The following is a 20,282-nucleotide window of genomic DNA, read 5'->3' as shown; positions in this document are numbered from 1 at the left end:
ACTTCTTGCAGAGTCTGGAAGGATTAAATACAGTCCTTCCTTAAATGCAAACTGCGGCCGAAAACAATCTCCTCTATAAGCGTCCCCTTTGGTATTACATCAAAAACAATCCCCGCGCCTTCGGCCTGGGGATGCTGTTCCTGTTGTTAACCAATGCGCTGGACGGGGTCTATCCTCTGATCATGAAAGCCGCGATTGATCAGATCGAAAGCCAGGCCCCACTGGGCGCCATCGGCAAAACCTGCTTAATCTTTTTGGCCATCATGAGCGGACTGGCGATCACCCGCTATGGCTGGCGCGCCAACTTTGGCCGATTCCATACCTATGCCGCCGAACACATCCGTCAGAAAATCTTCCGCCATATCACTTCACTGGGACCGAACTTCTTCCACAAAAATCCTGTGGGGGAACTGATGAGTCTTTTAACCAATGACGTGCAGTCCTTCCGTCAGGCGATAGGACCGGGCCTGCTGATTCTGGCCGACGGGATTATCATCATTGCCGTGAATCTACCTATTATGATTTCCCTGAACTGGGGCTGGACCTGGAAGACTCTGGTTTTTCTGCCCGTGGTGCCTTTCCTGATCTGGAAGGTCATGCGTCTGATTCATCTGAACTATAAAATTCAACAGGACCGCTTTTCCGAACTGACCGGCGTGGCCCAGGAAACTGTCGGCGGCATCCGCGTGATCAAAAGCTTTGCGCAGGAAAAAAATCGCACGGATCTTTTCAACGGTGTCAGTGCCGCCTTTGAAAAAGCCTGCAACAAAGTGGCGCGTGTGGATTCGTTCTTTATTCCGGTTATGGAATTTGGCGTGACCTCTGGCAGTGTCATCCTGCTTTTTGTCGCCAAAGATGATCTGTATTCCGGGGCCGTGACTTTGGGAACCTTCGTGGCTTTCCATCGTTATATCCAAAAAATGGTCTGGCCAATGACAGCGCTGGGAATGGGGTTTTCCAATTTTCAAAAAGGTTATGCTTCATTTGATCGCATCAAGGATGTTCTGCAAACCGAAACCGATATTCCTGACCAGGGTACAATCAACATTGAAAAATTCCAGACTCTGGAATTCAAAAACGTGTCCTTCAAACACCGGGACAGTTCTGTCTATGTTCTGAAAAATGTTTCCTTCACTTTGAAGGCCGGTGAAAGTCTGGGCATCATGGGGCCGGTGGGATCAGGTAAAACAACACTGCTTCACCTTCTAACCCGCATGTATCCCCTGGAAGAAGGACAGATTCTAATCAACGGCCATCCGATTGAATCCATCACACAGGAATCGCTGCACCGTACTTTCCTTTTGGTTCCGCAAGAAGCGTTCCTGTTCAGTGAAAGCATTTCCGACAACCTCAGCTTCGGTCTGACAGAACGCGCGTCAGATCCGGAAATTCAACGCATGACTGAAATCGTGGATCTGACCCGCGAGATTGATTCCCTGCCACACAAGTTTGAATCCCAACTGGGTGAACGCGGCGTGAATCTTTCCGGCGGACAAAAGCAACGCCTGACCATTGCCCGCGGAATCATTATGAAAACACCGGTTCTGGTTTTGGATGATTCCCTGAGTGCCGTGGACACGCGCACGGAAAAAGCCATCGAACAGGAACTGCGCAAAAATCACGGCGCCATGAGCCGCATTATTGTTGCTCACCGGCTGTCTTCCTTAAAAGGCGTCGATCATATTCTGATCCTGAAAGAAGGTCAGGTCGAAGCCTGGGGCACATTCGATCAGGTGCTGCAACAAAGTCCAACCTTCCAAAAAACCGTGCAAATCCAGGGAAAGGGGGACCACCATGAATAATGACAACTTCATGAATGAGGACCTTGTAAAAACCAAGGTCACCTATCCAGTCCTGTTCAAGCGTCTGTGGCCCTATGCCCGCCGTGAAAAAGCTTTGCTTTTTACCGCGATCGTGGCTGTGGCTGGTGGCGCTACCGTGGCCCGCCTGATCCCTGCCCTGATCGGATATGCCATTGATCACGGGGTTAAAGACAAAGACTATGAGGTCTTCACCAATGTGGCTTTTGCCTATTTGGGACTGGAAGTCCTGCGTTCGCTATTTTCTTTTGGCAATGCTTATCTGTTTCAGGTTTTTGGCAATCGGATGCTGTTTCATTTGCGCGAAGACCTAATGAACCACGTGCAGCGACTGCCCCTGCAGTTCTTCAATAAGACTCCAACCGGGCGCATTGTCACGCGCCTGACCAATGACGTGATGTCTTTGGGGGAACTCTTCACCGAAGGAGTGATCTCCGTCTTTACCAACACCGTGATCATCGCCTCTGTGGTGATTGCCCTGGGGTTGATTTCCTGGAAGCTGACCTTGGTGTCACTGATTCTGGCGCCGCTGTTCATCTGGGCGTCGTTTTATCTTTCCAACAAGATTCGTGATATTTTGCGCGACCTGAAAAAGAAGCTGTCTTTCATGAATGCTTTTATCGCGGAAAACCTGAACGGCATTAAGGTGGTGCAACTGTATAATCGCGTTGGCAAGAATCGCGACAAGTTTGCAGCTCTTTCCCATGATTATCGTGATACGCACATGCGCTCGATCCGGGCTTATGCCCTGATGCAGCCAATTATGAATCTGTTCAATGCCGTGACAATCACTTCGGCTTTGTACTTCGGCGGATATTTAAGCTCCCAGAACGCCATTGCCATTGGTTCCTTAGTGGCGTTCCTGATGAACATTCAGGACTTCATTCCACCTCTGCGTGAGATTCTGGAAAAATACCAGCAGTTCCAGAACTCTTTAACCAGTGCCGAACGCATTTTCACCCTGATGGATGAACCTAAAGAGTTTGAAATTGAACAACTGACCAGTCGGGGCGCCTTGCGCGGGGATCTGGAAATTCGCAATCTGAATTTCCAGTATGAAAACCACCTTCCGCTGGTTTTGAAAAATATCAATCTAAACGTCAAAGCCGGAGAATCCATCGCCTTGGTGGGCCGCACTGGCAGTGGCAAGTCGACGTTTATTTCCCTGCTGCAAAGATTCTATGATGCCCCGGAAAAGACCATTTTTGTGGATGGTATCGCTCTGGAAAGAATCCAACGCGAGGAAATCCGCCATCACGTTGGCGTCGTTCAGCAGGATAATTTTATTTTCCGCGGGACGATTCGCGACAACGTTGGTCTGGGTGATCCCCGTATCCATGAAGATCAGATTCAAATGGCCTGTGAAAAAACGGGTTATATGCAGCTGCTTCAGCGCACTGGCCGCAATCTTTCAAGCCCGGTGGCAGAACGCGGGTCTAATCTGTCAGTGGGGGAACGCCAGTTGATCGCCTTTGCGCGCATTCTGGCCTTCAATCCCGATATTCTGATTTTGGATGAGGCCACCGCCAATATTGATTCGGAAAGCGAGCACATCATTCAGGATGCCACCAAAGAAATCACCCGAGGTCGCACCAGTATTATCATTGCTCACCGCCTTTCCACGATTGAACAGTGTGATCGCATTGTCGTTTTAAATCAGGGGGAAATCGCGGAAGTGGGATCTCACGAAGAGCTGATGAAAGCCCAGGGGATGTATTATCAGTTTGCCTCTTTGGGAACAAAGTCCCCGCTTTTCGCGGGAAAAAGCGAAAGCACGACCTCATAGCTTAAGACAAACTTAATTCTCGCCACCGGGACAGTTTATCTCAGCTTCGAGAACGCCCCTTCTGGCGGGAACAGCCTCCTGTCCCGTAAGGGAGATTTTGATTCGGTTTGTTTTTTATTTTTGCGACCCTTGGGTATTGTGAAAAAAACATCCAAATCCACCGGAAAATACCTGAAAGACAAAAGAACAGCCCTGGGACTTTCACAAAAAGACGTCAGTCAAAGTCTGGGCTACACAACACCACAGTTTGTTTCCAACTGGGAGCGGGGGCACAGCTATCCCCCCGTGCGCATTATAAGAAAGCTCGCAGAGATCTATCGGATCTCTGCGGATGAACTGTTTGAACATGTTTTGTCAGATATTATCTTTGATCTGCGCCAGGAATGGAAAAACAAGTTTCATTCGCGCAGTTGATACGAAGGCCTAATTGGCCTCTCGTGGTTTGAAGTCCACTTTGATGGCCGCGTCCGCTGCTGGAACGGCAGAACCATAGAAGCGGACGGAATTCGAGGCTTCCAGATATTCCCAGCCATTTTCAGAACTGCGTGGGACCTTCTGACCATTGATTGTCACCGTGATGGATTCAATCACAGGCAGCTTGGAAAGCTTAAAGTCTGTCAGAATTTGGAATATGCGTGAACGAATATTGGACACCGATGAAGCCAGATTCGTGCTGCAAATGGATTCCTTCACCCCGCCAGACACATCGGCCAGACCAATATAACTTAAACCCGCCGAAGCAAAATCATTGAAGGTCTTGCACTGTGAAGTCAGACTCAGCACACCGATAAAGCTGAACATCCATGATCTGCTGCCATCCACCCAAGGCGTTTTAATACCGTCCAAAAAATCAGTGTAATAGGAAATGCCCGCTGAAGAATTGGACTTGCTGAAATCATCCTCATCCGACAAAGCCACAACCACCAAAAGAGCGTCGTTACGGAAGAAGCCTTTTCCTTCATTGGCCAGATAGCCCGAGGACAGAGCTCTTTCCATGGACTCCAGACCGCGCTCCAGATTACTGCCTGCCTCACCCACGATCATGCGGCTTTTCAGGTTGTTGATCAAATCCGGTGTTTTGGCCGTCACATACTTGGGAGTGCCAATAAAGCGACCGCCGTCGGGATTGTCCCCGCCCATGCTGGTTGTCACCACAGCCATATGATAATCCATTTTCAGGGAGTTCAACTTCGTCACCAGATCCGGAATCTGCTCACTAAGGCGCTGCTGATGTTTCAGCATGGAGGTGGAATTATCCACGATCCACAGAATATCGACTTTGTTGTTATAAGTGATGCTTTGACCGAAGTTGTCCTGGGATGGTGGCAGATCAAATGCCACATTCTGCTGGCAGGCCATGAACAAAAAAGAAGTTACGGCCAGCAGGGAGAATCGAAAATCCATTTTCATCATGGGAAAATCCTCTCAAAGGCCGCTTTTATGCAGCCTTCGTCGTATAGTTCTTGATAGATTCGCGTGCAGACTGACTGAGTGTTGTGAATTTCACACCGTATTTCACAGGGTCCACCGCACTGCTGCCGTCTTTGACATACTGTTTGCTGACGATCTGGCAGACAGCATTGAACGGTGGAACACCATCCCCCGGCTGAAAATGCAGGAACAATGACTGCCCCGGCTGCAAGTTCGGGGTATCAATCAAAACACCCGCACCTCCAGCACTGATTTCCAGAGCCTGACCACGGAAAACTGTTTTGTTGTTATGAACAATCAGCGAAGCACCGTAAGACGCACGCACATGGCGACGACGGAAAAAGATTTCAGCCACGTCGGCTTCCTTGGATTCTTTCATCACACGAATTTTGTCCGGAGCAAAGTCCTCGACTTCGGCAACACGCTTCCAAGCCGGAAGTTTGGAGTGCCAGATATAGTCGTATTCAAACAAAGCTTTTTCCTGAAGCATTTGGATCAGCTCCAACTGACAGAAAGGACCGTAGTTATTACCTTCCTTCAGAATGAACCATTCCTTATCCTTCAGAAGATGCTTGTTTAAAGAGAGTGCTGGCGTCACCTGTGGACGAGTCGCTGGTTTTTGGGCCAGCTTGGCTGAAAACTCGGGATGTTCGAGCAACATCACCCATTCACCCATGGATTCATCATAGATGTAATCAGTCCATTGATTCTCTTGGGACTCAATCTTTTTCAGCACCGTCTCAAGATTGAACGGACCAATATGAGTGCCATTGTTAGAAAGATAATACTGTTTTCCCATGCTCTCGTTACTCCTTATGGGGCCTATCGGCACAAACAGGACCTGACTTAACTGTAGGAAATTAGACAATTTGTTGGAAATTTGTTTGAAGTATTTTGTCGAAATTGTCGACAAATAATTAGGTTAAAGGGTTCCTCATGCTTTCCCGACAAGATTGCTGTCAGTTAAGAATGCGGACCTTTTTAATCAATTAAGAGTTTATGGTTTTTATACAGAAGAAAGAAATGAAACAACGTAAAAACATCCTAATCGTTGATAACAACTGTGAACTCGAGCAACTGGTGAAAGAACCGTTGCTGAAGCAACTTGAAAACTCAGGTGTTGCTCCGATTGTCGTTCGCGCCAAAGATGGGGCCGAGGCGGCCATCAAATCTGAAAACCAGAAATTCGATATGGTTCTTATTGATACCGAAGTCCCGCGTCTGATGGATGGCGGTTTCGTTTATGGTATTCATACTTATAAAAACACCCAGGATGCGGATCTGATCGTGATTTCGCATAAAGACGCTTCGGACTTACCGGAAAGTCTGCGCTCTTCCCGTATATTCAAAAAACCTGTCGCGCCTGCTGAACTTATTAATGCCATGATTCGTGTACTGAATGCCGAACATCACGGCACGGCAGTCCGCGAACCAGCCACTGCTGCTGCGGCAACAAAGTTTGCGGTGGATGTTCGAGTGATCAACGCCATTATCAAAGCCACAACCCATGTACTGGGACAATTCGGTTGTCCTGACGTAAAAATGGAAAAAGCCGGTCCCAAATCACCGAATGATCCGTTTATGGGGGAAGTTTCCTCTGTAGTGGAGATTCGCAGCCAGGCCTTCCAGGGACACTTGTGCATTTCCTTTGATAAAGGCAGCTTCCTGGAAGTCGTGTCCACCATGTTAATGGAAGAGCAAACCGAACTAACATCTGATAATCAGGATGCTGTCGGTGAAATCAATAATATTATTTTTGGTAATGCCAAAGCAGAAATCAGTTCTTACGGCGTTCAATTGACTGTGCCCAAGGTGATTCTGGGACTTGGTCAATCCATCCCCTGCCCGCAAGGAGCTGCGGGAATGATGATTCCGTTTGCCACGGGCAAAGGGAAATTCTATATCACGGTCGTTGCCCTGCCGATGGCGAAAGTCGCCTAGGTCAGTCCTACAGCCTGCTTCCATTCGGCAGTGGGTTCAATCAGCTTTCTTTCTTTCATGTCAAACAGACCAAACGTAAACACCGCTTCACTGGCGACGGTTCCGTCCTCTTTGACCATCTGCTGTTTCATCTGACCGATCTTGCCCTTATAAGCCAATACTTCCAGAGTGATCGTGATAGCTTCACGCAGCAAAACCTCCCGCATGAACTTCAGATTCACTTCGAGAATGACAGGCCCCTGCTTCAGACGTTGAATGTCCTTAAAGCCAAAGCCCCGGGCCGTGATAGCTTCCCAACGGGCCTCTTCATACAATGCCAGATAAGTCGCATTGTTCATGTGCCCCAAAGAGTCCACATGATGTTCCTTGATAACAACCTTGTATGAATTCAATGCTGACATAAAAACTCCTACTTCAAAGCTTCACGAATATGGGCCGAGGCCTGATCCAGTGCCCACACCACCACCGCAATCACCGCGATGATGCAACCCACTTCGCGCCACATCGCCTGCCCCTGATACTGCACCAGCATGGTGCCAATACCACCACCGCCAACAAGGCCGATGATTGTCGCCATACGAACATTGATGTCCCAGCGATAGACCGTAAATGAAATATAAGGCAAAAGCACCTGAGGAACAATCGCATACCAAATCGTCTGAAGTTTATTGGCTCCCGTGGATTCAATCGCCTCAATCGGACCTTCTTCGACTGATTCCACCATCTCTGAATACTGCTTCGCCAGCGAGGCCACCGAATGAATCATCAAAGCCAGCATCCCCGCAAAGGGACCAATCCCCACCCATACGGAAAAGATAATCGCCCAGATCAAAGCTTCAATCGAACGCGTTACATTCAAAAAGGTTCGCAGAACAAAGTACACCACTCGTGCCACTGGCCCCTGCATGATATTTTTGGCACAGACAAAACTTAAAACAAAGGCCAGCGGGATCGCCAGGCTGGTTGCCAGAAAGGCCATAAAGATGGTTTCGACAATATTTAAAACCGCCCGTGGCAACACTTCCCAATTTGGATTTAAAAGTCCCTTGAACAGACGAACGGCACCAGCAAAGCCATGTTGATCAAAAAGTTCAATAAATGAAAACTCGGTCTTCACCACAGCAACCACAAACGCTGCCAAAAGAGCCACCAACAACTGCCACTTCCAGAACAGGCGATACCACGCGCGGTCCTCAGGCTCAGCCGCCGCCAAAGGGCCGAACAGCACCGCGCCCAGTGTATTTACACGCAGTCTGGTCAAAGCCCCACTCAGAACACATCCCAAAGCAAAGAAAATCAAAATCCAAACACTGACGATTCCCAGTTGCAGCAACTGTTCTTCCGTGGGGGCCAGCACCGCTGCCGTCAGAACAGACAGCAAGAATCCAAAAAGCACTCCGTCAAAGATCGTTCGGCGCAACATCCTGAGCCCCTTCTCCGTAAATACGACGGAACCATTCCTCGGTGATTTCATCCGGGCGACCGCGGAACACGATCTCCCCGTCCTTTAAAGCCACAACCCGCGTCGCATATTTGCGAACCAAAGAAAGAAAATGCAGATTGGCAATGACTGTGATCCCCAGCTCCTGATTGATCTTGCGCAGATAATCCATCACCACATGGCAGGTTGCCGGGTCCAAAGAAGACACCGGTTCATCTGCCAAAAGCAGTGTCGGTTTCTGAGTCAGGGCCCGGGCAATCGCGACTCTTTGCTTTTGGCCTCCGGAAAGCTGATCGGCGCGAACAGGTGCCTTTTCCGCAATCCCCACCAGACGCAAATTATCCAGCGCCTGACGTTTTTCCTCGGCAGAGAAAATGCCCCAGAAACTTTGCCACAAAGTCTTGTCCGCCAGACGGCCCATCATGACATTTTTCAAAACACTTTGTCGCGGGATCAGATTGAAATGCTGGAAGATCATGGCCATTTGACGGCGCACTTCACGGATGTCCCGCACATCCTGCATTTGACTGACGTCTTGACCCTGAAAAAAAATATTCCCCGAAGTCGGTTCTTGCAGCCGGTTCAGACAGCGCAACAACGTGGACTTGCCCGAGCCGCTCAGTCCGATAATAACCAGAAATTCGCCCTGCTGAACTTCAAGATCGACATTCTTCAAAGCCTGCACGCCATTGGCGTACGTTTTAGAAAGCTTTTCGACACGCAGTAAAACTTCAGCCACAAATCACTTCCCCTCAGGGGCCAGTTGGCGAAGCATTTCGCGGACACTGTCGTAATCACTGTCCGTGGCCTTTTTCAGGTTGGTCGCCCCCAGCATCAAATCCAAAGCCTTTTGTCCTTCCGGAGTCGCTGCAAACTGCAACAGCGTATCGACAATCTTTTCCTTCATTTCCTCTGGCATATCCTTGCGAAATGCAATCGGGTCATTAGGAATGGGTTCGGACAACTCAATGATTTTTACTTTTTGTTCCACATCCGGATACTGGGTCTTCACCATACGGCGTGCATCTTCGATCTGCCCGTTTTGTGGCGGACTGTAGTAAGTCGCCCCCGCATCCACCTGGCCTTGATAGATCATCGTCACGACCGAATCATGCTTCATTGCAAAGACCGTGTCTTTGGGTTCGACCTTCAAATCCTTCAACGTTTTCAGTGGCAGAAGATACCCCGACGTGGAAGCCGGGTCCACAAAAGCCACTTTTTTTCCGTTCAGATCTTTCAGGGTTTTAATTTTGCTGTCCGCCCGGGCCAGGAACTGAGACTGATACGTCGCGGAGCCATAACGAATAACGGTCAGGCGTGCCTCAGCACCAAATCTTTTGTGTGCCAGATAGTACCCGTAGGTATTGATGGCCGCCATATCAGCGCGATTGGTTCCAAAGGATTCCACCACGGCAACAAAGTTCTGTGGAATTGTGATTTGAAACTTATAAGGAGTGTGTTTTTCCAGATAGTCCTTCAGGACTTTGGAGTTGTCGGTCAGTACGCGGGCATCCAAGGCCGGTACTAAATGAAACTTGATGGGATTTTCCGTTGTGCCCAGTACATCTTTCTTAAGGTGACAGCCACTCAAAATCGTTCCGAACAGGACCCCAATTAGAAAGAAATTCCTCATGCTGTTTGCCTCCGCCGACCATTATACTGTACATTGAGCCCATATGTTAGAGCAGATTCTTGTCAATATTCAGGACCTCTCCCATCAGGGAAAAAACAGTCTTGTTGTCTTCGACCTCGACTCCACCCTTTTTGATGTCAGCCCCCGTCTGGAAAAAATTCTTCTGGATTTTGCGGCGTCTCCGCTGAATCAAAAACGTTTCCCTGAACAAGTGGCCCTGTTAAAAAATATCAAAACCCTGCGCTCTGACTGGGGTATCGTGGGTGCCTTGACCCGTGCCGGACTGGATGGACATCATCAAGATTTCCAGGATGCAGTCCGCGCTTATTGGCAGAAAAGTTTCTTTTCAAATCACTATCTGCAATTTGACCGGCCTTATGAAGGGGCCGTTGAATTTGTTAATGCCGTTGAACAAGCCGGAGCCCAAATCGCCTATTTGACCGGACGTGATGTCGAACGCATGGGGGCCAGCTCGGGAGAAGTTCTGGAACAGTGGGGGTTCCCTCTGAATGAACAAGCCGAGCTTGTGTTAAAACCTCATCGCAGCATGGACGATGCCCAGTTTAAAACCGACTGGTTCCTGGCGGCTGAAAAGAAAAATTATGAAACGATTTACTTCTTTGAAAATGAGCCTGTGAATCTGGTGCATCTGGCTCAACACTGTCCCAAAGTTCAGATGATCTTCTTTGAAAGCACCCACGCCGGCAAAGCCGAGCCACCTGAGGACCTGCCACGGATCATGAACTTCCTTCTGAACCAAAAGGAGTCTTAATGCTTTATGTGGTCGCCACTCCTATCGGAGACGTCAGCGAAATTTCCCTGCGTGCCCTGGAAATTCTTAAGAACTGCGACGTTGTTATCTGTGAAAGCACCAAAGAGGCCTCCAAGCTTCTAAGAGCGCACGGCATTTCCGGAAAAACTTACGAGGTGCTGGATGAACATTCCACACCAGACGATAAAATGGCGCTGGTTCCCCTGTGTGCTGAAAAAAATGTGGCTTTGGTTTCTGACTGCGGAACCCCGGGTTTTTGCGACCCCGGTGCAGATCTGGTGCGCCTGTGCCGCCAGAAGAATGTGCCGGTAAAATCTGTTTTAGGAGCCTCGGCACTGATGGGGTTGCTTTCCCTGAGTGGTCAGCGCATTGATGAATTTGTCTTTCGCGGTTTCCTTCCTGCGGAAAATGAAGCACGCGCGCGGGCTTTGAAAGAGCTGACCAGGGAAAAGCGTGCGATCATTGTCATGGACACACCTTATCGCCTGAAAAAAACTTTGAATGATATGAAAGACCATTTTTTCCAACGTCGTTTTCTGCTGACGATGAATCTTTCACAGGAAGAAGAAGTTGTTCTGGAAGGCTCCATCGACAAATTGATTGCGGGGCTACGGGCTGACAAAGCTGAATTCATGCTTTTGATATATCCGGTTTAAATCCATGCGGCAGGATCTTTCCCTTCCCATCGACAGCTTTGTTCCTGAGATTCAGAACTTGATGAATCAGGGACAAAACCTTGTGATCACCGCCGCCCCAGGGGCTGGCAAGACCACCCGCCTGCCCCCGGCTTTATTAAAAGTCACAGCAAAAAAGATCATCGTCCTTGAACCACGCCGAATGGCGGCGATTGCCGCTGCTCACCGTATCGCCGAAGAAAATGGCTGGCAGGTCGGTGAAGAGGTGGGCTATCAGGTCCGTTTTGCCAATAAGACCTCGGCAAAAACCCGATTGGTGTTTATGACCGAGGCCCTGCTGGCCCGTCAGATGATCGAAGACCCGGAACTTGTGGATGTGGAGCTGGTCATTCTGGATGAATTCCATGAACGCTCCATGCATGTGGATCTGGCACTGGGACTGCTGCGTGAACTTCAGGAGCTGGGGCGCGATATTAAAATTCTGGTGATGTCCGCGACGTTGGAAGCTGAAAAAATTTCCGCCTATCTGGGAAATTGCCCGGTCGTCAGCGTGCCCGGAAAGCTGTTTGAACTGGATGTGCGCTATCAAAAAGGATCACAGGTTCTGCAAACCTTTCCGCAGTTCTTTGATTCTGTGGTTCAAACAGTCAAAGAGGCACAACTAAATACCAAACACGACATTCTGGTTTTCCTGCCCGGTGTGGGGGAAATTGATCGGGCGAAAGACGCTTTGCAAGTCTGGGCCGACAGCAAAGGCCTTGAATTGGTTCCTTTGCACGGATCACTCAGCCTGGAGGATCAGCGTAAAGCTCTGAAAAAATCGTCATCTCAGCGTGTGATTCTTTCCACCAATATCGCGGAATCCTCTGTGACTTTGGATGGCGTGAACACCGTGATTGATTCAGGGCTGGCCAAGAACATGAAGCAGGATCATCGCACCGGCTTTTCCCGTTTGGAGCTGGGACGCATCAGCCTGTCCAGCGCCATTCAGCGCGCAGGCCGGGCAGCCCGGCAGTTTCCCGGCATTTGTTATCGTATGTGGAATAAGATGGATGAGCTGTCTTTCGGAAAATCCGAAGTGGCCGAAATCCAGCGCGTGGATCTGACTGAAAGTTTATTATTCCTCAGCGCTCAAGGTGTGACTGATTTTGAATCTTTTAGCTGGTATGAAAAACCCCAAAAGGTTGCCATAGAAAATGCACTTCGTTATCTACGCATTTCCGGGGCCCTGGATGAAGGAAATAAAATCACGGCCTTGGGGCGAAAACTTCTGCACTTCCCACTGCCCGTGCGTCTGGCCAAGCTGATGCTGGTGGGAATGGATTTGGGTGCCAGCGAACTGGCTTCTGAAATGTCCGCCCTTCTGCAAGAGCGGGATATTCTGCGCAAAGAAGCCGTGAACGCTTTTCTGGGGGACAACTTAGAATGTGATCTCAGCGCGCGGTTAGAAACCTTGCATCAGTTCCGCCAGAGCAAAAAAGCACCAAATGGGACTCACTATTATTCTTTGCAAACGGTGGATCAGTCCGCGCGACAAATTCTGGAATTGGCGCGTCGTCTGCAAAAAGAGTCCGAGCCTGTTCAGGGGCTGAAAAAAGATCAGCAACTGGCGTTAATCAAGAAAATCATCTTCACCACCTATGCCGATCGGCTGTGCCGCCGCCGCGGGAAAACAGAACGCGCGCTGATGGTCGGTGGCCGCGGTGTGAAATTACAAAACGAAACTCTGGTAAAACATTCTGAATTCTTTGTCGCCCTGAATGGCGTTGAAGGAGCCGAAGCCGAAACTCTGGTCAGCCTGGCCTGTGGTGCGGAAAAAGATTTTATTCTGGATCTTTTCAAAGACAGCATTCAGAAAAACAAAGACGTGGCCTTTATCGAGGAAAAGGGGCAGTTCTTTTCGCGTGAATACCGGGCCTTGTATGGCCTGTCACTGGAAGAGCCCAGCCTGACGACAGCCTCCAGCACAGAAATTGCGGAAAAGCTTCCCCAGATTCTGACCGACAGGTTTGATCTGGCACTAAAAAACAATGAAGCTCTGGCCCACTGGTGGGAACGTTTGGAATTCCTGCACCGGCATGAGCCCCTGTCTGTGGACTTTGAAAAAATTAAAATGGAAGCTTTCACACAGGCCTGCATGGGCGAAAGCAAAATGCAGACGGTGATGGAAAAGGATCTGTGTTTCTTCTTTGAAAATGTTCTGCCCTTGGATGTCGCGCAGACTTTGCGCAAAGAGATTCCCGACCGTATCGAAGTCCCCAGTGGCAGTAAAATTCGCGTGATCTATCCTCCGGACAAGCCTCCTTATCTGGAAGTTCGTATTCAGGAGGTTTTTGGTCTGATGGAAACACCGAAGGTTCTGCATAAAAGCATTCCGGTGACGCTGCATTTACTGGGACCGAATTTCCGCCCGGTGCAGGTGACTTCCAGTCTGGAAAGTTTTTGGAAGAACGGCTATCCGGAAGTGCGCAAGGAATTACGACTTAAATATCCCAAACACCAATGGCCGGAAGACCCCGCCGATGGAGTTCCGGAAGCCAAAGGCCGACGCCGCCAATAAATCTCATTTCGATACCCTTTCAAAATTTGAAAGACTCTTGAATTAAGTTCCCTTGTCTAAATCCGAAAAATTCTCTGGCGCCATCGCGCTGGAGGATCTATGAAAATGAAGTACGTATTGTTGACGCTGTCTCTGTCGCTATTGGCCGCTTGCAGTCAGGAATCCAAAGTCCGTTCTGCTGCAAAAGAGGAGATTGAAAAAAGCTATCACGAACAGATGGCTAAAACCTACAAGGGCAGTGAAAAAAGCAAGGTGTGGACTGAATACATTAATTTGGTAAATTCTAAATTCAGCGTTGAAATCGTTGATGTCAAAGTGGATGGCAACAAGGCCGAAGGCATCGCCAAAGTGACAACAGCTGAAGACAAAACAGCCGGGGGGCTTGCGGTGCTGTTGATGTTCGCCGCAGAAGGCATGGACAAAAAAGGTCAAACTTTGGCACAAGGCTGGGAGGAATTAAGAGCCCAGGACAAACGCACACCGGCCATGTCTGACTTCCCGACAGAAACCAAAGAGATTCCTTTCACTGCGGTGAAAGAAGACACCTGGAAGGTGACGCCGAAAAAACCACAAGCGAAAACCGCTAAAAATTCAAAAGGGAAATAGCCCATAAAAAAAGGCCTCTGAAAGAGGCCTTTTTCATTTGAGTTTAGTGAACCTTCATTTCCGTGGGAACGGCTTCACAGGCACAAGCGGCCTGTTGTTCCTCCTGCGCTTCCAAATAAGCCAGAAATGAAGCTGAACGGAAAGCCAGATCGTACAAAGTATCCATGTCGATCACGAACTTGTCGTCGCCGAATTTAACGGCCACCCAACTCTCGGTAATTTCTTCGAAGGCGATTTGTTCTGCCTCGATGAACTTCGATGTTTTCATTAGCCCCTCATTGAGTAGTAACCGATGACCAAACCCGGTTCGAAAGCAAATGGAACTGCTTCCAAGGTCGGTTCATCTGTCAAACGGCCCTGCTCTTTACCCGCAACATCCTCTTTCACCATGAAAGAAGGCAGCGGCAGACGTGGAGTTTGTTTTGCCTGAAGATAAACCTGATTGTCATAAGCCTCAGAGGTCAATGCGATCTTGTCGCCGACTTTGATGATTTGAGAACCGATATTCACCTTTTTGCCATTCACCAGAACTTTTCCGTGAGACACAAGCTGTCTTGCCGCCGGAATGCTTCCAGCAAAGCCCATGCGGAACACAACGTTGTCCAAACGTTTTTCCAGAATGTTAACCAGAGCCTCAACCCAGTTGGTGGCTTTGGATTTCTTGGCTTTATTGATCAAACGACGGAATTGTTCCTCGCGCAGTCCGTAGTGGAATCTCAGCTTTTGTTTTTCCTCAAGTTGCAAAGCGAATTCAGAGTACTTTCGGCGTTGCAAGCCGTGCTGACCTGGAGGATATGGGCGTCTTTCCAGAGCGCCCGCCTTCCCCATACCGGGAAGTTCGGTCAAAAGTCTTCTCTGTCTTTTAAAACGTGGTGTTTTACCTTGTCTGTTCATAAATAAAATTATCCTTCACTGTCGTGCCGTTGATTTAAAAGGACTCTGACAGAAAGAACAGCAATTCATGATTTTCCAACAGGAATGAAAGCGCGAAGAAAACCGACTGAAAAGAAACTGAGACTGCAAACGAACTGAAAACCAAAAATTTGAAACTTGAAAAAAGCTTTGCCCGTCTCAGAGCCTCAGCTGCAAGGCGAGAGGAGGAAGAAGGCGTACTCCCTTGTACGCCGACGACGAACAACGAAGCAGATGAGGTTCTGAGGCGGGCAAAAAAAAAGCCGGTCAAAAAGGTTCGCTCTTTGTGAGTGAGCCTTTTTCACCGGCTAAGGTTGGTCACTTACCAACCGGCCAAACGGCGACGACGACTTCTTTTTCGAACTGGAGCACTTGTTCCACTGCTCTCCCCTTGATGGGTGTTCGAAGCTGGTACCGTCTGGATAGCTTCTGTCTGCTTCATAGCCGAACTCCTTTCGCCTAGATTAAGAACTCTCTTAGTATCGCAGAGAAGCGCAGCGGCATGCGAAGCTTTTAGTGTGAGGAATGGGTCATGAAAATAGGATGAGAATATTCAGGACTTAAAAAGAGGCTTCACGACCCACAGCGGTCCGATCAGCAAGAACTGTAAGTCTTTGAAAAACGAAGGTTTTTTTCCTTCGATTTTGTGGCCAACAAATTGTCCGATCCACGCCAGAACAAAGATCAGGACCAAGGGCCAGAATGGAGAAACCACCTGACCGAGCGCGTAAATGAGAATGTAACTCAGGAACAACTGTCCCAACATCACCAGAAAGGCCCGGCTTCCCAGGGTTAGGTACCACCCCAAAGCCAGGGCAATCACCAGTTCACCGAGCTTCAAGGGTCCCAATTGCACAGGAATTTGCAGCAACAAACCCACGATGGAAAAGAAGATCAAAGGAACACAGACCTTGTGAATGATCTGATTGGTGGGATGGCGGTGACTGTCTCCGTACTCGCTAAACCATTGTTCCAAAGTCTTCATGTGTTTTACCTCTGTGTTGCCAGTGGACCGACGACGGTGGAACCGGGCGGGACATCGCGAATCACCACGGCGTTGGCCCCGATCATTGCTCCGTCACCAATTTCAATCGGTCCAAGAATCTTGGCGCCTGTCCCAATCAGAACCTTATTGCCCACAGTGGGATGGCGTTTGACCGGATCGAACTTCAATCCGCCCAACGTCACACCGTGAAAGATGATGCAGTCATCACCAATCACAGCCGTTTCCCCGATCACAACCCCGAAACCGTGGTCGATCACCAAGCGCTTGCCAAGAGTGGCGCCGGGATGAATTTCAATCCCCGTCAACCAGCGGGAAATCTCGGCCACAAAGCGCGCCAGAAAGTATAACTTCAGAATATAAAAATGGTGAGCCAGACGGTGCAAGGCAATCGCCTTCGGGCCCGGATACAACAGACCGATCTCCCACAGCGATTTTGCCGCAGGATCATAGTTCTTATAGGTTCTCAACAGCTCCAACACACGGGACATCATTATCAATACTTCTCACTCATATCATCGAGCAGGAAATAGCGGTCGAACAGTTCACTGTATCGGGACCACTTTTCCCCGGAGCCGCGCTCGTTATCCATGATGGTTTTCACCGTCGCAACCTTACTGTCGAAATCATCGACCATTGCCACAACCATCGCTTCCAGGAATTTAGGACGCTTCGGAGATCCGTATTCCAATTTGCCATGATGACTTAAGATAATATGCTTGCAGATGTCACGCAGTTCCTCAGAGAAGCCCAGAATACGAGAAGACTTTTTATCTATCAGCTCACAGGCGATTTGCATGTGCCCGATCAGACGGCCCCGGTCCGTGTAGGAAATACCATTGTCATACGACAGTTCCCAGATTTTACCGATGTCATGGAAGATCGCTCCGAACAACAGCAAGTCCCGGTTCAGGAAGCTGTAATGCGTCCCCATAAAATCCATGATCTTGCAGATGGAAAGAATATGTTCCAACAAACCACCCAGCCAGGCATGATGAATGGACTTGGCTGCCGGAGCGCGAAGAACCATTGGACGGATTTCAGGATCTTCCAAAGTATCCAGCACCAGTTGGCGAAGATAATCATTCTTCATGGTCCGGACCATTTGCAGCAGTTCCACCATCATGTCTTCAGAATTGCGGGCTGTGGCAGGAATAAAGTCCGCCATGTCCACGGTGGAACTTTCCACTCGCTCCAAACGATGCACGATCAGTTGCTTGCGATTTTGAAAGATCTGCACCAGACCTTTCACTTTCAGAATATCGCCCACTTCAAATTCACGGGAAAGTTCATCCACCCGGTCCCACAGACGCGCGTCAATGCTGCCAGTGGCATCACCCAGCTGAAGCCCCATAAAAGGACGTCCGTTTTTGCCGACGGAAACATTCTTTTCCTTCACCAGAAAAAGAGAGTCCACATTCGATTTATCCTGAAGACTCTGAACTGTTTGTCTTTCCGGGGTGCGCTCATCCCCTCGGCCTGCATCTTTTTAAAGAACTCATCCGTAATATCAAAAAATTGATTGCAGCCCGCCCCGAACACTTCACTGCCAATACGGCGTTTGCGGGCCTTGCTGACGAAAAGAACTTTTTTCCCGGCGGCATCAGTAAATGCCGGAAATTCAAAGCCGACATAGAAAGTGCCACGTTGGCCGGTGATAAAACGGGACAGATCAATCGTGCCGCCCCCTTTGGGTAAAGCAATTTTCAGAGCTTCGCCCTCGACCACGCCCGGATTTTTTTCCACTAAAAAGACATTCACTTCTGAAAAAATCAGATTCTTGGAACCCGTCGCCGCCCCTTCCGTTGCAGGCTTGAATTCCATCAGATCCCACGCCTGACGGGGGACTTTCACTTCCTCGGGAAGGTCTTCGGATTTAATCTCGTGATATTCAGATACCTGATAGCCGGGTTCCTTTGTGCAGGCACCCAACAAAAGAAACATCCAGATACTTAAAGCCTGGACGGAACGTCTCATTACTCAGACTCCAGTTGATCCCTCAACTCCAGCAAAGGCAGATAGTTTGGTTCTGCCTGCAAACCAGCCCGGACATAATCATACGCCATAGGACGATTATTGCTCTTCATCATAACCCAGGCAAGACCATACAAGGTTGGTGCACTTCGCTTGTCAGAACTGTAAATGTGTGTATATGCAGTCTGCGCACAAGCCATGTCCTGTGTCGTGATACAGATGTCACCCATCAAAAGATTTTTCACAGAGATCTGAGACAGCTCTGGCATTTTCAAAATAGCCAGTGCTTCCGGCAAACGCCCCACTTTGGACAGGTAACTGGCCTGCGTGATCAGAACATACGGATCCTTAGGTGCTTCAGCCAAAGCCTCCTGCAACGTTTTCGAGGCATCAGAGTCACGATTCACTTCCATCAGACAGATGGAACGCAGGGCTTTTAGCTCGGCATGAGGCGGTTGTTTTCTGAAGGCTTCTGCACAGTACTTTTCCAGATAGTCCCACTGGGTAAAGCGCCATTCCACCTGCAATGGATGAATGTAGTTGCGCGCCTGCCCCGGCATTTCTGCCAGGAACTGCACAACCGCACGGTTCACACCGTCCACATCCCCCATTAAACTTTGTGCGTACACCAGGAACAGCAAAAGCTCCTGACGAAGATAACCGGTTTTCTGGATATTGGCTTTGATGTCAGCCACCAATGTGCTTAAGAAATTCGGTTCATTCACCGTCTTGGCATATTCCACGGAAGCCATAGCTTTTCCGAACAGCGCCAGCACAGATCCCGGATTCTTGCGATAGATCGAATCAAAGTCGCGCATCGCCTCGCCGTAATTTCCTTTTTTCAGCTGGATGATAGCCAGATTTAAAAGAGCGGAAATATTAAACGGCTCATGTCCGATGGCTTTTTGCAAAGTGTCTTCGGCCTGCTTTAAATCCCCGTCCATCATGTAAGAAACAGCGATACCCAGATAAGCATCCACAATTTCAGAGCGACTGCGGTTTTCCTGAACCAGGGCTCTTTCCAGAATACGACGGCCCATCAGACTTTGACGGTCTTCGGAAATAAGCACTGTCGCCATCTGAACCTGGGATTCCATATCCGGTTCTTTCAGCTTGGAGGCTCGTTGATAAGCTTCCAGGGATTTTTCATACAAACCCAGGGATTTGTAGCGCAAAGCATGGTTCATCAGTTCGTCATAACCCAAAGCTTTGTTTTTGTCTTTTTGGGTCAGGATCACGAAGACAACCCCGACTACCACCACGGCGGCTCCCAACAGGGCCCAGCGCATGAAGTTGGATTTGCCACGGATTTTATCCTGCAAACGGGAATCACCGGAAGCACCATAGCTTTTTGTCACAGTGGCCGTTGCCGTGGATCGACTTGCCGGACTTTGCGGAACCGGAGTCACATCCTTGATGTCACGAATAGGCGGCGGAGTCAGATCCAGATTTGGCACCGGAGTCGGTGTCAACGTCATCTCATCCGGAACCGGCAGAATATCCGTGCGGGTCATGGTGTGATGAGCGATGGACTGGGTCATCGTTTGTTCAGAATTATTATCCTGCTCTTCACGGATATTTTTTACGATTTCCATGAACGACTGGTTTTCGCGGATATAACTCCAACGGCCATCAGTCTGGCGAACTTCGTCAATAATTGAGATTTGTTTAGTACGCAACTGTTCGGTGACTTCAGCAAGAGTGAAGGGGCCAAGAATCCTCGTGGAAGATTTTACTAACCAGTTCTTCTCGATGCTGCTCACGTTGT

General features: G+C 49.1%; 21 protein-coding genes. 8 read left to right on the top strand and 13 right to left on the bottom strand.

Features of this window, described 5'->3' with window-relative positions; translation table 11 throughout:
- The first annotated feature begins 44 nt into the window (after nt 1-44).
- The 3 genes from EZJ49_RS15770 to EZJ49_RS15760 all read left to right on the top strand — a co-directional run bounded on the left by EZJ49_RS15770 (nt 45) and on the right by EZJ49_RS15760 (nt 4,020).
- Complete coding sequence (locus EZJ49_RS15770; protein ID WP_262553229.1) at nt 45-1,802, top strand: ABC transporter ATP-binding protein; 1,758 nt, start codon at nt 45-47, stop codon at nt 1,800-1,802.
- Nucleotides 1,795-3,606 (top strand): ABC transporter ATP-binding protein, encoded by a 1,812-nt coding sequence (locus tag EZJ49_RS15765; protein WP_262553228.1) that lies wholly within the window; start codon nt 1,795-1,797, stop codon nt 3,604-3,606. Before EZJ49_RS15770 ends, EZJ49_RS15765 begins: the two co-directional genes overlap by 8 nt.
- A 138-nt stretch (nt 3,607-3,744) precedes the next feature.
- Nucleotides 3,745-4,020, top strand: coding sequence for a helix-turn-helix domain-containing protein (locus EZJ49_RS15760; protein WP_262553227.1), 276 nt, complete (start codon nt 3,745-3,747; stop codon nt 4,018-4,020).
- A 9-nt stretch (nt 4,021-4,029) separates the two neighbouring features.
- On the opposite strand, the gene EZJ49_RS15755 is transcribed toward EZJ49_RS15760, so the two are convergent.
- Both EZJ49_RS15755 and EZJ49_RS15750 read right to left on the bottom strand, forming a co-directional pair.
- Nucleotides 4,030-5,019: a hypothetical protein gene (locus EZJ49_RS15755; protein WP_262553226.1), complete on the bottom strand. Its 990-nt coding sequence runs from the start codon at nt 5,017-5,019 to the stop codon at nt 4,030-4,032.
- A 25-nt stretch (nt 5,020-5,044) separates the two neighbouring features.
- Entirely contained in the window at nt 5,045-5,836 is a 792-nt protein-coding gene (locus EZJ49_RS15750; protein ID WP_262553225.1) for a GYF domain-containing protein, read from the bottom strand.
- 224 nt (nt 5,837-6,060) lie between these two features.
- On the opposite strand from EZJ49_RS15750, the gene EZJ49_RS15745 reads away from it, so the two are divergent.
- Nucleotides 6,061-6,978, top strand: a complete 918-nt coding sequence (locus EZJ49_RS15745) for a chemotaxis protein CheX (protein ID WP_262553224.1) — start codon at nt 6,061-6,063, stop codon at nt 6,976-6,978.
- Here the strand turns inward: EZJ49_RS15745 and EZJ49_RS15740 are convergent.
- Genes EZJ49_RS15740 through EZJ49_RS15725 form a run of 4 tightly spaced genes read right to left on the bottom strand, consistent with a single transcriptional unit; the run spans nt 6,975 to nt 10,052 of the window.
- Nucleotides 6,975-7,379, bottom strand: coding sequence for an acyl-CoA thioesterase (locus EZJ49_RS15740; protein ID WP_262553223.1), 405 nt, complete (start codon nt 7,377-7,379; stop codon nt 6,975-6,977). The genes EZJ49_RS15745 and EZJ49_RS15740 overlap by 4 nt on opposite strands.
- Nucleotides 7,380-7,387: 8 nt before the next feature.
- The gene (gene phnE, locus EZJ49_RS15735) at nt 7,388-8,401 is read right to left on the bottom strand and encodes a phosphonate ABC transporter, permease protein PhnE (protein WP_262553222.1); all 1,014 of its coding nucleotides are present in this window, start codon (nt 8,399-8,401) and stop codon (nt 7,388-7,390) included.
- Complete coding sequence (gene phnC / locus EZJ49_RS15730; protein WP_262553221.1) at nt 8,379-9,158, bottom strand: phosphonate ABC transporter ATP-binding protein; 780 nt, start codon at nt 9,156-9,158, stop codon at nt 8,379-8,381. The genes phnE and phnC overlap by 23 nt, the downstream gene beginning before the upstream one ends.
- 3 nt (nt 9,159-9,161) lie before the next feature.
- Entirely contained in the window at nt 9,162-10,052 is an 891-nt protein-coding gene (locus EZJ49_RS15725) for a phosphate/phosphite/phosphonate ABC transporter substrate-binding protein (protein ID WP_262553220.1), read from the bottom strand.
- Nucleotides 10,053-10,095: 43 nt separating this feature from the next.
- Here EZJ49_RS15725 and EZJ49_RS15720 point away from each other — a divergent pair, with 43 nt between their 5' ends.
- From EZJ49_RS15720 to EZJ49_RS15705, 4 genes are all read left to right on the top strand, one after another.
- On the top strand, nt 10,096-10,824 hold the full coding sequence (locus EZJ49_RS15720) for an HAD family hydrolase (protein ID WP_262553219.1): 729 nt from the start codon (nt 10,096-10,098) through the stop codon (nt 10,822-10,824).
- Nucleotides 10,824-11,480: a 16S rRNA (cytidine(1402)-2'-O)-methyltransferase gene (gene rsmI / locus EZJ49_RS15715; RefSeq protein WP_262553218.1), complete on the top strand. Its 657-nt coding sequence runs from the start codon at nt 10,824-10,826 to the stop codon at nt 11,478-11,480. The genes EZJ49_RS15720 and rsmI overlap by 1 nt, the downstream gene beginning before the upstream one ends.
- 4 nt (nt 11,481-11,484) lie before the next feature.
- Entirely contained in the window at nt 11,485-14,019 is a 2,535-nt protein-coding gene (hrpB, locus tag EZJ49_RS15710; RefSeq protein ID WP_262553217.1) for an ATP-dependent helicase HrpB, read from the top strand.
- 99 nt (nt 14,020-14,118) lie between these two features.
- Complete coding sequence (locus EZJ49_RS15705) at nt 14,119-14,625, top strand: hypothetical protein (RefSeq protein WP_262553216.1); 507 nt, start codon at nt 14,119-14,121, stop codon at nt 14,623-14,625.
- A 43-nt stretch (nt 14,626-14,668) separates the two neighbouring features.
- Here EZJ49_RS15705 and EZJ49_RS15700 read toward each other — a convergent pair whose 3' ends face one another.
- From EZJ49_RS15700 to EZJ49_RS15670, 7 genes are all read right to left on the bottom strand, one after another.
- Nucleotides 14,669-14,893 carry a hypothetical protein gene (locus EZJ49_RS15700; RefSeq protein WP_262553215.1) on the bottom strand — a complete coding sequence of 75 codons (225 nt, stop codon included), beginning with the start codon at nt 14,891-14,893 and terminating at the stop codon, nt 14,669-14,671.
- Nucleotides 14,893-15,519: a 30S ribosomal protein S4 gene (gene rpsD / locus EZJ49_RS15695; protein WP_262553214.1), complete on the bottom strand. Its 627-nt coding sequence runs from the start codon at nt 15,517-15,519 to the stop codon at nt 14,893-14,895. The genes EZJ49_RS15700 and rpsD overlap by 1 nt, the downstream gene beginning before the upstream one ends.
- A 571-nt stretch (nt 15,520-16,090) precedes the next feature.
- Complete coding sequence (locus EZJ49_RS15690) at nt 16,091-16,522, bottom strand: DUF962 domain-containing protein (RefSeq protein WP_262553213.1); 432 nt, start codon at nt 16,520-16,522, stop codon at nt 16,091-16,093.
- A 5-nt stretch (nt 16,523-16,527) separates the two neighbouring features.
- Nucleotides 16,528-17,034 (bottom strand): serine O-acetyltransferase, encoded by a 507-nt coding sequence (cysE, locus tag EZJ49_RS15685; protein ID WP_262553212.1) that lies wholly within the window; start codon nt 17,032-17,034, stop codon nt 16,528-16,530.
- 2 nt (nt 17,035-17,036) lie between these two features.
- Nucleotides 17,037-17,957 (bottom strand): 3'-5' exoribonuclease YhaM family protein, encoded by a 921-nt coding sequence (locus EZJ49_RS15680; RefSeq protein ID WP_262553211.1) that lies wholly within the window; start codon nt 17,955-17,957, stop codon nt 17,037-17,039.
- The gene (locus tag EZJ49_RS15675) at nt 17,936-18,517 is read right to left on the bottom strand and encodes a hypothetical protein (protein WP_262553210.1); all 582 of its coding nucleotides are present in this window, start codon (nt 18,515-18,517) and stop codon (nt 17,936-17,938) included. Before EZJ49_RS15675 ends, EZJ49_RS15680 begins: the two co-directional genes overlap by 22 nt.
- On the bottom strand, nt 18,517-20,277 hold the full coding sequence (locus EZJ49_RS15670) for a tetratricopeptide repeat protein (RefSeq protein ID WP_262553208.1): 1,761 nt from the start codon (nt 20,275-20,277) through the stop codon (nt 18,517-18,519). Before EZJ49_RS15670 ends, EZJ49_RS15675 begins: the two co-directional genes overlap by 1 nt.
- Between the last annotated feature and the right edge of the window lie 5 nt (nt 20,278-20,282).

Source organism: Bdellovibrio bacteriovorus, assembly GCF_025558485.1.
In the GTDB taxonomy this organism is placed as follows: Bacteria; Bdellovibrionota; Bdellovibrionia; order Bdellovibrionales; family Bdellovibrionaceae; genus Bdellovibrio; species Bdellovibrio bacteriovorus_G.
Note: the sequence above shows the minus strand (reverse complement) of the source record. Positions and strands in the feature narration are given on the sequence as shown.

Coding starts and splice junctions, on each gene's coding strand:
- EZJ49_RS15720 (WP_262553219.1), top strand. CDS start 10,096: ATGTTAGAGCAGATTCTTGTCAATATTCAGGACCTCTCCCATCAGGGA.
- rsmI (WP_262553218.1), top strand. CDS start 10,824: ATGCTTTATGTGGTCGCCACTCCTATCGGAGACGTCAGCGAAATTTCC.
- EZJ49_RS15765 (WP_262553228.1), top strand. CDS start 1,795: ATGAATAATGACAACTTCATGAATGAGGACCTTGTAAAAACCAAGGTC.
- EZJ49_RS15690 (WP_262553213.1), bottom strand. CDS start 16,522: ATGAAGACTTTGGAACAATGGTTTAGCGAGTACGGAGACAGTCACCGC.
- EZJ49_RS15770 (WP_262553229.1), top strand. CDS start 45: ATGCAAACTGCGGCCGAAAACAATCTCCTCTATAAGCGTCCCCTTTGG.
- EZJ49_RS15725 (WP_262553220.1), bottom strand. CDS start 10,052: ATGAGGAATTTCTTTCTAATTGGGGTCCTGTTCGGAACGATTTTGAGT.
- EZJ49_RS15675 (WP_262553210.1), bottom strand. CDS start 18,517: ATGAGACGTTCCGTCCAGGCTTTAAGTATCTGGATGTTTCTTTTGTTG.
- hrpB (WP_262553217.1), top strand. CDS start 11,485: ATGCGGCAGGATCTTTCCCTTCCCATCGACAGCTTTGTTCCTGAGATT.
- cysE (WP_262553212.1), bottom strand. CDS start 17,034: ATGATGTCCCGTGTGTTGGAGCTGTTGAGAACCTATAAGAACTATGAT.
- EZJ49_RS15705 (WP_262553216.1), top strand. CDS start 14,119: ATGAAAATGAAGTACGTATTGTTGACGCTGTCTCTGTCGCTATTGGCC.
- EZJ49_RS15755 (WP_262553226.1), bottom strand. CDS start 5,019: ATGATGAAAATGGATTTTCGATTCTCCCTGCTGGCCGTAACTTCTTTT.
- EZJ49_RS15740 (WP_262553223.1), bottom strand. CDS start 7,379: ATGTCAGCATTGAATTCATACAAGGTTGTTATCAAGGAACATCATGTG.
- EZJ49_RS15750 (WP_262553225.1), bottom strand. CDS start 5,836: ATGGGAAAACAGTATTATCTTTCTAACAATGGCACTCATATTGGTCCG.
- rpsD (WP_262553214.1), bottom strand. CDS start 15,519: ATGAACAGACAAGGTAAAACACCACGTTTTAAAAGACAGAGAAGACTT.
- phnE (WP_262553222.1), bottom strand. CDS start 8,401: ATGTTGCGCCGAACGATCTTTGACGGAGTGCTTTTTGGATTCTTGCTG.
- EZJ49_RS15700 (WP_262553215.1), bottom strand. CDS start 14,893: ATGAAAACATCGAAGTTCATCGAGGCAGAACAAATCGCCTTCGAAGAA.
- EZJ49_RS15745 (WP_262553224.1), top strand. CDS start 6,061: ATGAAACAACGTAAAAACATCCTAATCGTTGATAACAACTGTGAACTC.